This window comes from Chryseobacterium sp. MHB01, assembly GCF_034651565.1.
In the GTDB taxonomy this organism is placed as follows: domain Bacteria; phylum Bacteroidota; class Bacteroidia; order Flavobacteriales; family Weeksellaceae; genus Chryseobacterium; species Chryseobacterium nepalense.
In genome coordinates this window covers 273,510-285,696 of sequence record NZ_JAYEDA010000001.1, presented here as the reverse complement: position 1 = coordinate 285,696, position 12,187 = coordinate 273,510, and the positions used below count along the sequence as shown (strand labels likewise).

General features: G+C 37.5%; 11 protein-coding genes. 1 reads left to right on the top strand and 10 read right to left on the bottom strand.

From position 1 onward, the window contains the following. Positions 1–14: 14 nt before the first annotated feature. The 10 genes from U9K52_RS01445 to U9K52_RS01400 form a co-directional block, all read right to left on the bottom strand. Positions 15–404, bottom strand: coding sequence for a hypothetical protein (locus U9K52_RS01445; protein WP_240581666.1), 390 nt, complete (start codon positions 402–404; stop codon positions 15–17). 41 nt (positions 405–445) lie between these two features. Continuing rightward, positions 446–2,953 (bottom strand): cation-translocating P-type ATPase, encoded by a 2,508-nt coding sequence (locus U9K52_RS01440; protein ID WP_322924718.1) that lies wholly within the window; start codon positions 2,951–2,953, stop codon positions 446–448. 71 nt (positions 2,954–3,024) lie between these two features. After that, on the bottom strand, positions 3,025–3,489 hold the full coding sequence (locus U9K52_RS01435) for a heme-binding domain-containing protein (protein WP_322924716.1): 465 nt from the start codon (positions 3,487–3,489) through the stop codon (positions 3,025–3,027). A 45-nt stretch (positions 3,490–3,534) separates the two neighbouring features. Then, complete coding sequence (locus U9K52_RS01430) at positions 3,535–4,689, bottom strand: efflux RND transporter periplasmic adaptor subunit (RefSeq protein ID WP_322924714.1); 1,155 nt, start codon at positions 4,687–4,689, stop codon at positions 3,535–3,537. Between the two features lie 2 nt (positions 4,690–4,691). Next, positions 4,692–9,035 carry a CusA/CzcA family heavy metal efflux RND transporter gene (locus U9K52_RS01425; protein ID WP_322924712.1) on the bottom strand — a complete coding sequence of 1,448 codons (4,344 nt, stop codon included), beginning with the start codon at positions 9,033–9,035 and terminating at the stop codon, positions 4,692–4,694. A 135-nt stretch (positions 9,036–9,170) separates the two neighbouring features. Further along, complete coding sequence (locus U9K52_RS01420) at positions 9,171–9,557, bottom strand: hypothetical protein (RefSeq protein ID WP_322924710.1); 387 nt, start codon at positions 9,555–9,557, stop codon at positions 9,171–9,173. 203 nt (positions 9,558–9,760) lie between these two features. After that, positions 9,761–10,342 (bottom strand): TlpA disulfide reductase family protein, encoded by a 582-nt coding sequence (locus U9K52_RS01415; protein WP_322924708.1) that lies wholly within the window; start codon positions 10,340–10,342, stop codon positions 9,761–9,763. Positions 10,343–10,348: 6 nt separating this feature from the next. Continuing rightward, complete coding sequence (locus U9K52_RS01410) at positions 10,349–11,053, bottom strand: thioredoxin domain-containing protein (RefSeq protein WP_322924706.1); 705 nt, start codon at positions 11,051–11,053, stop codon at positions 10,349–10,351. 1 nt (position 11,054) lies between these two features. After that, entirely contained in the window at positions 11,055–11,351 is a 297-nt protein-coding gene (gene trxA / locus U9K52_RS01405) for a thioredoxin (RefSeq protein WP_322924704.1), read from the bottom strand. 12 nt (positions 11,352–11,363) lie between these two features. Continuing rightward, positions 11,364–11,600 (bottom strand): hypothetical protein, encoded by a 237-nt coding sequence (locus U9K52_RS01400; protein ID WP_322924702.1) that lies wholly within the window; start codon positions 11,598–11,600, stop codon positions 11,364–11,366. A 109-nt stretch (positions 11,601–11,709) separates the two neighbouring features. Here U9K52_RS01400 and U9K52_RS01395 point away from each other — a divergent pair, with 109 nt between their 5' ends. Beyond that, positions 11,710–12,183: a hypothetical protein gene (locus U9K52_RS01395; RefSeq protein WP_322924699.1), complete on the top strand. Its 474-nt coding sequence runs from the start codon at positions 11,710–11,712 to the stop codon at positions 12,181–12,183. Positions 12,184–12,187 lie beyond the last annotated feature (4 nt).

Below are 12,187 nucleotides of genomic sequence, written 5' to 3'. Positions count from 1 at the left end.
TCAAATTAAATAGATTATATGGACAAAGATTTCGGTGGTTCCCAGACCGATCCTGTAAATCCTTTGTAACAAAAATCTTCATCTTTTGAAGGAATTTTATGAGATTGTAACGGTCTGAAACTTTCAGCCTTTGCTTCAAAACAAAAGCCTGGGTGAATCGTGAATATCAAAGTTAATGGTGCAGAATGAATTACAAACGGCAGTTTCTGATCTTTACCATAATCTCCGTCTTTAACGGGATTTTCATAATGGGTTTTCAGAAACGCTGTAAGAGACATTTCCGGATTCAACTTTTTGTGTTCCCAATAATGTTCTATCAAAGTCGGAATTTTCAACAGCTGATATACTTCAGTTGTTGAAATTAAATACAGTGACAATAACAGTATGGAAATCAATTTTTTCACAAATCAAAATTATAAAATATTTTATTAAGAATGATTATTTTTTATTTCCTTTCCAAAAGCCTTTTTAGAAGCTTATAAATCTCAAACCAAAGCACAGAAACTGCAGCAGTAAGGAATGTTAATCCTAATTCTTTTACTGTAAGAGGCGCTACACTAAAGAATCCTGATACCGGCTTTACGTATAGAATAACAAACAATAATACAAGAACCAACGCGGAAATCCCTACTAATAAATAATTGCGATTTTTAAAACTTTCAAAAATACTGTAATGGAAAGATCGATTTACCAAACTCAGTAAAATATTCGCAAATATCAAAGTACTGAACACCCAAGCTCTTGTTGTAGGCTCATCATTCCCCAGGTGGACAGAATGTTGATATATCCATAGTATTCCTGCTGTGATAACCAGTCCCTGAATAATACTTACCATAAGCTCCCTCCAGTTCAGAAATGTATCTGTAAGCACTCTTGGAGGTCTTTGCATTGCATCTTTTTCAATAGGCTCATTTTCATATACAATAGAACAGGTAGGTCCCATTACCAGTTCAAGAAAAATAACGTGAACCGGAGTAAATATGTGAGGGAACACCCATCCAAGGAATAAAGGCAAAGAAACTGTAAGGATAATGGGAATATGAATAGAAATAATATACTGAACAGCTTTTTTGATATTGGCATAAATTCTCCTACCCGCAGCAATTCCTACTACCAGCTTTTCAAGATCATCATTCGTAATGACGAGTGCTGCTGCTGATTTGGCAATTTCGGTTCCTTTATTTCCCATTGCAACTCCTATATGGGCCGCTTTTAATGCAGGTCCGTCATTCACTCCATCTCCCAACATGGCCACTACGTTACCCTGTGCTTTCAGCGCATTCACCACTTCAAGCTTTGCTTCAGGAAACATTCTGGTAAACAGAGTCGTTTTTTCAGAAAGCTTCATTAAATCATCTTCTGAACTCGCGGTGACCTCACTCCCATTAACCGCAGGAGCGTTATTGATAATCCCGGCCTGCAATGCAATGGCCTTTGTGGTATCCGCATTATCCCCCGTAATTACCTTTACCTTAATCCCCGCATTATAAATATGCTGAAGCACTTCTTTTATTTCTTTTTTAGGAGGGTCATAAAATGCGGTCAGTCCTAAAAATTCAAAACTAAAATCCTGCTGGTTTTTAGGGAAATTATTTCCTTCGAAATGAGATTTGGCAACTCCAAGAACCCGATATCCCTTTTCACCAAATTCTTTTACGATATTTCTGATTTTATTTTTTTCCTCTTCTGAAAGTTCAGAAACAGTAAGGATGGCTTCAGGCGCACCTTTTGCCGCAATAATTCTCTCTTTTTGTTCATTTTCAAAAAGATGGGTCATCATAGGAGGTTTTCCTTCCAACGGATATTCATGAAATAACTGATAATCTTTTCTGTCGTCAGAATCCTCAGTCTGCTCATACACCTTATGTAAGGTTATTTCCATCGGATCAAACGGAACTGGCTCACTGCTCCACATCGCATAATCAATAAGTTCATCCAGCTCTTTTGTCTTGAAATTCTCCTGTTCATAAATCGTATCAGACTTATAATCATAAAGATGTTTTAGCTGCATTGAGTTTTCGGTAATTGTTCCCGTTTTATCTGTACATATCACTGTAACACTTCCCAACGTTTCGACAATACTGCTTCGTTTGATAATAATTCCTTCCCTCATCAGCTTCCAGGCCCCCAAAGCCATAAAAGTGGTAAAAGCCACAGGAATTTCCTCAGGAAGTACAGACATCGCCAAAGTCAAACCGCTTAATAGGCTGGTCACAAAGTCTTCTGTTTTAATATAGCTGAAAATACATACCGCCAAAAAAATTATTAACCCAATAATAGCCATGCCTTTTACAAAATTCCGGATCTGGAGCTGTAAAGGAGACACTTCTTCTTTTATTCCCAGTAAAGATTGCCCTATTTTTCCTACTTTGGTTTCTTTTCCTATTTGTTCTACCTCAAAAACGGCAAGTCCGGAAACAGTAATTGTTCCGCTGTATACTTTATTATCTTCTGATTTGCTGTCTTTAAAAACAGAGAAACTCTCCCCTGTAAGTGAAGACTGATTAACGGAAAAATCATTGCTATGTACAATGGTACCGTCTGCATTGATCAGATTTCCTTCTTCGGTAATACAGAGATCTCCCACAGCAATTTCAAAAGTGGGTATTTTAATAATCTTTGAATTTCTTATGACCGTACTTAAAGGCTCGTTCAATTTTTCAAGTTCTTCCAGGGCCTTTTTACTTCGGTTATCCTGATAGAAAGAGATAGCCGTAACTCCTATTATCGCGACCAACATAAATAATGCCTCACCATAGTCACCTATGATTACATAGATAAGAGAAACACATATCAATAAAATAAGCATAGGTTCTTTCAGAATACCAATAAGCATATCTGCCCATGTTTCTTTTTTAACCGCTTCCAGCCGGTTATATCCGTATTTTTTTCGGGAAGCTTCCACTTCCGCTTCTGTAAGACCTTTGAGATTTTCAGGGATATTGTAATTCATGTGAAATGGATGTAGTATTAAAATTACTGAATGTTTTTGTCATAACAGAATAATATTGATGATTTTAATCCTTAATTGATCTCCTTTTTAACCTGAACCACCCATTTTTCTATTTCCGATTTATCCGTAGAAGATAATTTTGCATTATGATGGATTATTGTATACGAGCTAAGCGGCATTTCTCCCTCTTTAACGGTTTCGGCAATTTCATCTAATTTCTTCAATTTCTTTTCTTTAGTATAGGTATTAAATTCATCAAAATTCAAATGTCTCTTTCCTGAATTAACGTGATCTGCCAACCACCATTTTACCGGCTGTATATTATTGTACCAGGGATAAGCTGTATTATTAGAATGACAATCGTAACAGCTTGCTTTTAATAAGCCCTGTACGTGTCCGGGCACCACATAATGTTTTTCAATAGCATTTTCCGAAGGAACCGTCGCTATATTTTTATCAGTATCAAAAAACTGAATCACAATTAGAAACAGGGCTATAAATCCTGCTCCTGTTTTTATTAAAGATGATGTTTTCATAATTTGTATTTATTTATAAGTTCTTTTATTTTTTTACTATAATTTTTATTCATCTGCTGTGTTCTTAAGTTTCATAAGAAGGGTATAGGCATTCTTGGTGACAATTTTCTTATTTTTAAAATCATCAGTATTAAGTATCTGTATGAACCCGTTCTCTGTTTCACCCAGTGTTACAGATGTCAACCGATAGGTACGTGTTTTCTCTTCCACAAAAACAAAGCTTTTTCCTTCAAAATTGACAATGCTTTCTTCAGGAACAGCATTGGAAAAAGAAGTGCTTGTTTCTATTTCTGCATTCATATACATTCCCGGTACAAGGCTCTGGTCATATTTTTCAAAATGACAGTGCACTTCAGCCATACCTCCCGGGTTAACATCCTTACTGATCAGAATAATCTCTCCGTAATATTTTTTATCAGGAGCCGAATTCGTGTAGGCTGTAAACCGTTGTCCCATTTTAAGGTTTCCAAGATCTTTTTCATATACTTTAAGGTTAAGATGTATATCATCCGGATTGATAAGTTCAAAAAGGACATCCGAAGGATTTACATATTTTCCGATGTTCACATTTACCTTACTCACAAACCCATTGATGCTGCTGTAAACCGGAACGCTTTTTTTAATATTTCCGGAATTCAGCGATGCTGGGTTAATATTGATAAGACGGAGCTGCTGTGCCAGAGAATTCATCAGGATTTTCTGGCTGTTCATTTCAGACTGGGCCTGCTGCATGACTTTATCACTGGTAGCCTGGCTTTGATTAAGAGTTTTCTGACGGTTGTAGTCAAGTTCGGCAAAATGCATTTTAGACCTTGCCATTAAATAATCCTGCTGAAGCTGGATAAACTGCGGGTTTTCAATAACGGCAATCACCTGTCCTTTTGAAACCGGCTTTCCTGGCAACAGACTGCTGGATTTGAGATATCCGCCCAGTGGAATACTTACCGAAACCAGGTTTTGCGGAGGAACATCAATCATTCCATTAAGCTTTAAAAGCGAAGATATCTTCTGTAAAGAAAGGGTTGTAGTTGCTATAGGAGCATTTTTTAATTGGGCTTCAGTAAGCGTTACTACGTTTTCATCTTTGGAAGAGACCGCTGCTGGTACCGGTTCCGTTTTACCATGGTCTTTACACTCATAAAACATGAGCAATCCTATTATTGGCAGAGAATATGATATGATTTTAAATTTACGTTTCATTATTATGGGTTTAAAGTAAGATATTCCAATTCTATAGCACTCTGATTCAATTTCCAGACTGCATCGGTATAACTGTTTTTTAAGGTGACTGCCTGATTGACCAATATTACAAATTCGAGGTAATTGATCTCTCCGGCAAGAAACTGTTTTTTAGCTATTTCAGTGATAACAGCGGCGTTTTTAAGTTCTGCGCTTTCATAGCGGGAAACAATGTCAAGATTAGCATGATAGATACCGGATGCTTTTTTACGCTGATTCTGCAGGTTGAATTCCATATTGGAAATATCATTTTCAGCAACAGATTCTGCAATTTTAGCAGCCTGAATTCTGGCTTTCTGTCCGCCTGAAAAAACAGGAACCGAAACACCCAGCTGTACGGAATGAAATTGTGGTGCAGAGCCGTACACTTTGTCATCCGCCCCCGTTCCTTTAAAACTGTTAAGATTGTAAGCAAGCTGCAACCCCGGAAGCAGCTTAGCTTTTTCAAGAGCTGTCTGCTGTTCGGAAACTTTTTTCTGCTGCTGCAATACCTGGATTACAGGATGTGAATTAAGCTCTTCTTTAAGTCCTCCGCTAAATAACTTTTTATCTTCAGGAACAAAATCTGTTTCAGTATTCAAAAGCCATTGCAGCTGATATTTCAAAACTGAAAGCTCCTGATTCAATTGCGTCAGCTGGATTTCAATAGCAGATTTCTGGTTGGAAGCAGTTGTTTTTTCTAAAATATTACTTTCTCCTGCTTTCAGACGAATGCTTGCTTTATCCAGAAAGTCGGTATACAGCTTTAATGTTTCCTGCAGAAGCTTTTCTTTTTCTTTCCAGTAGAGAATATTATAAAAAGTAAGGCTTACGGCTTTCTTTAGCTCATATTCTTTAAGGGAAACATTCAGCAGAGACTTTTTCCATTCTTCCGTATAAAGATTCTTTTGTTTTTTATATACAGTAGGAAATGCTATATTCTGAGAAATACCGAATTTCATATCTGTCAGGGCACTGTTGATTTGGCCATAATCCATCGTAACTCCTGTCTGAGGAATATCTGATGATGATCTGATAAGTTCCTTTGAATACTCAGATTTTAATTTTTCATTTTTAATAATCCGGTTATTTTTCAAAGCGACATCAACGGCTTCTTCCAAGGTAACAGGAGTTTGGGATTTTACTTCAAGTCCAATAAAACAGAATAAAAATACCAATACGGAAGCTATATTTCTGTTTTTCATTTTTTTCATTTTGATTCCTTTTTCAATATTTACATAAAGCAATGGTAAAACAAACAGAGTAAGGAAAGTTGCCACTATTAATCCTCCGATAACAACTGTAGCCAGTGGCCGCTGTACTTCGGCTCCGGCCCCGTTACTCAATGCCATCGGGATAAAGCCCAGCGAGGCAACAAAAGCGGTCATAAGGACCGGGCGGAGACGTGATTCTCCTCCGTCAATAACAATTCTTACAATATTTCTCATTCCGCTATTGTAAAGACGGTTAAACTCAGATATTAAAACAATTCCGTTCAGCACAGCCACTCCGAAAAGCGCAATAAATCCTACTCCGGCACTGATACTGAAAGGCATTCCTCTCAGAGCCAGAAAAAAGACTCCTCCAATGATGGAAAGAGGAATTGCAGTATAAATAAGTAAGCTTTCTTTTACAGATTTAAATGCAAAAAACAACATCACAAAAATAAGTGCAAGTGCAATAGGAACTGCGATCATGAGGCGCTGTTTGGCATTGTTGAGGTTCTCAAAAGATCCTCCATAGGTCATATAGTATCCCGTAGGGAGCTTCATTTTCTGATCTACTTTTCCCTGCAGCTCTTCAACAATGCTTTGTACATCCCTGTCTTTTATATTAAAACCTACGACAATTCTTCTTTGGGCATTTTCTCTCTGAATCTGGTTGGGACCATTCTTCACTTCCACTTTGGCAAGCTGAGACAGCGGAATCTGATTTCCAAAAGGTGTGGGAACCAAAAGATTCTTAATATCGGTAACATTTTTCCGGTCTTTGGTATCCAGGCGTACAACCATATCGAAGCGTTTTTCACCTTCAAACACCAGCCCTGTACTTTGTCCGGCAAATGCCGTATTGACAATTCTGTTAATATCTGCAACAGATAGGTGGTACTGGGCAATTAAAGGACGGTTGTATTCTATAATTACCTGAGGCATCCCGGAAATAGGTTCGATGTAAAGATTCTGTGTTCCTTCAACTGTTTCTATAATTTTACCAAGTTTTTGAGCATTCTGGGAAAGAACATCCAGATCATCACCAAAAATTTTCACTACTACATCCTGTCTTGCTCCGGTCATCAATTCATTAAAACGCATCTGCACAGGATACTGAAAGCTGGCTGTAATTCCGGGTACTTCCTGAAGCTGTTTCCCCATTTTATCTGCTAATTCGGGAAAAGTAGAGGCAGAGGTCCATTCTTTTTTATCTTTCAGAATAACCATCATATCCGAAGCATCCATCGGCATTGGGTCTGTAGGCACTTCCCCGCTTCCTATCTTTGTAACTACCTTCTGTACCTCAGGAAATCTTGATTTGAGAATATGTGCCGCTTTTTGGGTACTCTCAATTGTTGTGGTCAAATTACTTCCCGGAAGCACTCTTGTGTCTACGGCAAAATCTCCTTCTTCAAGGGAAGGAATAAATTCGCCTCCCATTTTGGATAAAATGAAAACAGCTGTTATAAATAAGATTGCCACTACCCCAAAAACTATTTTGGGTACTCTGAGAAGTTTGAGCAAAACTGCAAGATAGATCTTCTCTACCTTTTTCATCATTCTGTCTGATAAAGTAGGTTTATTGCTTCTTTTTCTCAGCAATACCGCGCTCATCATCGGAATATAGGTCAGTGAAAGTAAAAATGCTCCAAGCAGTGCAAAAGCTACGGTCTGTGCCATGGGTTTGAACATTTTCCCTTCAATTCCCTGCAGGGTAAGAATCGGCAGATAAACAATCAGAATGATAATCTGTCCAAAAACAGCACTGTTCATCATCTTTCCGGCAGAATCAGTAACTAAAGCATCCATTTCTGTTTTGCCCACAGAAAATACTCTTTTGAATTTTGAATTATGGGTAAACTGATGCAGAACAGATTCCACAATAATAACTGCCCCATCAATAATAAGCCCGAAATCCAAAGCCCCAAGGCTCATAAGGTTCCCGCTGACTCCAAAAAGGTTCATCATGCAGATCGCAAACAGCATAGCCAGTGGAATTACTGAGGCTACCAAAAGCCCGGCGCGGACATTTCCTAAAAACAGGACCAACACAAAGACTACGATCAGGGCTCCTTCAGTAAGGTTCTTTTCTACCGTTCCAATAGCATTATTTACCATTTTGGTGCGGTCCAGAAAGGGTTCTATGACAACTCCTTTAGGAAGTGTTTTCTGAATCTGGGTAATTTTTTCTTTTACATTTTTTATAACCTGATTACTGTTTTCACCTTTAAGCATCATCACCACAGCTCCTGAAACTTCTCCCTGGTCATTAAAGGTCATGGCTCCATAGCGGGTTGCAAAGCCTGGTTTCACTTCAGCAATATCTCTTATGAACAGAGGAACAGTATTTGTTTTTGTTGCAATAGAAATATTGTTAATTTCTTCAATATTTCCTACCAAGCCTTCACTTCTGATGTATAAAACGGTAGGCCCTTTTTCAATATAGGCACCTCCGGTATTCTGATTATTGGCCTGTAACGCATCAAATATATCATTGATCGTTATTCCATAGGCATTAAGCTTGTCTGGATTTACGGCAATCTCATACTGTTTCAGCTTACCGCCAAAACTGCTGACTTCCGCTACTCCCTTTACTCCCAGCAGCTGTCTTCTTACAACCCAATCCTGGATAGTACGAAGCTCTGTGATATTGTATTTTTTTTCATATCCCTTTTCAGGTCTTACGACATATTGGAAAATTTCGCCAAGTCCTGTAGAAATGGGGCCAAGCTGGGGATTTCCTATTCCCTGCGGGATAACAGCCTGTACCTGCTGGAGCCTTTCAGCAACCTGCTGTCTGGCCCAGTAGATGTCAACATCATCTTCAAAGACAATGGTAACCAGCGATAGTCCAAACCTGGAAAAACTCCTGATTTCCTTTAATCCTGAAATATTATTGTTGGCCTGTTCTATAGGAAAAGTAACAAGCCGTTCTATATCTGTTGCACCAAAAGACGGGGCCATCGTAATAACCTGTACCTGATTATTAGTGATATCCGGAACAGCATCTATCGGCAACTTGGTGACCTGATAAGAACCAACTCCGATAAGCCCCAGTATCAACAATGCAATAATGAGTTTATTCTTTACAGAAAACTCAATGATTTTTGTAAGCATAAAATGATTAATTATCTTAATTATTGTAATGAAATTCTGGTATCCTGAAACGTAGCCACAAGCATCTACATTTCATGTAAACACCTATAAGGAACAGAATACCTTCCCAATCAAAAAATGACTGAGAAAAACAGATTAAGATTGACAGAATCTTGGCGGCTGCCAGATAGAATTGAGAATTTCTTTATTGTAAAGAGCACTCTTATAAAAGATCTTTTTGATCTCGATAGGGCTAAATACTTTCCCTATATAATGAAAATCTAAGGAAGGATTAATAGTGAAAACGACAGATAACAGGTTTGCATGTGAAATAAAAGGTAATTTCTGGTCCTGATCGTGGTCACTATCTTTCACAGGATGATCATAATGAGTTTTCAGAAATGCAGTAAGTGACATTTCAGGATTCAGGTTTTTATGCTGAAAATAATGCTCAATGAGAAGCGGCATTTTCAAAAGCTGATATAGTTCGGTTGTAGAAACCAAATACAATGTTAACAACAATATGGAGATCAGCTTTTTCACTCTATCAAAATTATGAAATATTTCATTAAGAATGATTTTAAATAAAAGAATGAGAAATTATTTCGGCTTATATTATTCATGAAGATTTAAAAATAAATTCTCATATTTTACATGTCGTCAACTTCTAATTCCTTTCGTATATAAAATTACAAAGTCTGTCATAAAAAATGACAAGTCAATATTTTAAGTGAATTTTTTCATTACTATTCATTTAAAAGCTGATTGATTTCGTCATAGAATGAATCTTTGCTGTAATCTGCCATTCCGGTATGATGCATTCTTATATTCCCTGATTTGTCCAGAACTACTGTTGTCGGAAGTGAACCGTTAAAAAAAACCTTTGGAACAAATCCTTCCGAAACCAGAAACGGCACATTAAATTGTTCTTTATTAAGATATGCTTTTCCTGCAGCAGCGTCATCTTCAAGGTTAATGGTCAGAAAAACCAAATCTTTATTTTCTCTGTACTTCTCGTAAAACTTTTGAATCGACGGAAATTCTGCACGACAAGGAAGACACCACGACGCCCAGAAGCTAATGAAAACCACTTTTCCTTTGAGTTCAGAAGTATTGGTAAGCTTTCCGTTATCATTTCTTATACTCAAACTCTCTGTAATTCCGGGTTCTGTTTTCTTTTTTTCAATCTTTGAATTCAGAAGACCGGTAGAGATAATCTGGCGCATCAACCACGCTTTTGTATCAGGACTTACAAGCAATACTATGAATATTGAAAATAGAAGTACAGTGCTCCAGCTTTTCAGGAACCATATTTTAAGTTTATTCATTTAAGACTATTTCAGAATCTGTTTCTTCACTTCTTCTTCAATCACAAATCCGAGATTATCCCACACTACTCTGTCATTTTTATACAGCTTTAAAACCGGAAGTGCTGAAACATTCAGTTCTTTGCAAAGTTCTGTGTTCTCATCAGCATTAATTCTTATAATTTTTACTTTTTCCGGCATTTCAGCAGCCATTTTTTTTAGGTAAGGCTCCATTTTTTTGCAGGGAGCACACCATTCTGCATAAAAATCTACCAAAACAGGTGTACTACTTTTTAGCATTTCGTTGTATTGGGCAAGACTCATTCCTGCAGAATGTGACACTTTAACTTCCGGAAGACTGGCATCTCTCCACTTCATCATTCCGCCCTGCATTTCATAGACATTTTTAAAACCCATTTCCTTGAGTCTCGCAGCTGCGGCCATACTTCTCGGTCCGCTCATACAATATACAAAAACAGGTTTGGATTTGTCCAGGGCTTTTGCTTTTTCATTAAAATCACCCGCACTCCAGTCGATATTCATCGCATTTTTCAGATGTCCGTTACGGAATTCTACGGGGGTTCTTACATCCACAAGCTGTGCCTCTTTGGTCTGGTCCAGTCTTTTAGAAAATTCTGTGGCAGGAAGACTGCTCTCGCTTTTGGTATTCTGGGCTTTTCCGCATCCTGTAAGTACGATAAGAAAAAATACAGCGATTAAGTTTTTATACATTTTAACTGTTTTGCTTGATTAATCTCTCCAATTCATCCGCCTGAAAAACACCGGACTGTTTCCATTTCACTTCGCCATTTTTGAAAATCATCAAAGTAGGAACACTCCGGATTCCAAACTGTGCGGCAACAGCCTGATTTTTATCAACATCAATCTTAACGATACTGGCTGCATCGCCAATATTCTTTTTTAAATCCTGAAGAATAGGAGCCTGCATTTTGCACGGGCCACACCATTCTGCAAAGAAGTCAACCAAAACAGGTTTATCCTGATTAATAAGTTCTTGAAATTTATTCATTTTGCTATCCTTTTATTTAATTTCTTCATATTCAGTGTCATCATTTGTATTGTTTGAATGACGGGTGGGTACGGAACAATTACCTGTTGCACAACATCCGATATTCAATAATGGCATTGCAACAAAAACTGCTCCAACAGCAACTAAAAACCACATTCCTGATTTTACCGCTTCCACTACAAGAACAATTCCCATTACGAGGCGAAGCAGTCTTACAAAGTTCCAGTTTTTTATTATATTTTGTATCATTTTAAATTCATTATTGGTTTCACATGATTTTAACACTAAAAGTAAAAAAAAAAATTAAATAAGATGTTTTTATCCGATTTAATAATATCTTTGCAAAAAGACCTCAGACATGTCAACAATAAAAAGAAAATACTTACTTATCCTATCCCTGTTATCGCTGCTTCTTAATGCAGGACTGCTGTATGTGTTCTTTTACAGGGGCGATAAAGCCGTTGTAAGTCCGGACGGAAGAACGGAAATAAAAATGCCGGAAGAAAACCGGGCTTTTATCATGAAAGAAATGCGCGGTTTCCTGGAAAGTGTCCAACAAATAAATGAAGGAATTGCTAAAAACGATCCGGAAATTATTGCCAAAGTCGGTAATCAATCCGGAACATGTAAAGTGAATCAGGTTCCCCAGGGAATGATAAGGTCTTTACCGTTTGGATTCAAACAAATGGGATTCGGAACCCACGAGCTTTTCGATGAAATGGCAAAAATGGCAAAAGAAAACTACAACCGCCAGCAGACACAAGAAAAACTCAATCAACTGCTTAACAACTGTGTCGCATGTCATAAAACATACAAAATAACTGCTGAATAATCTT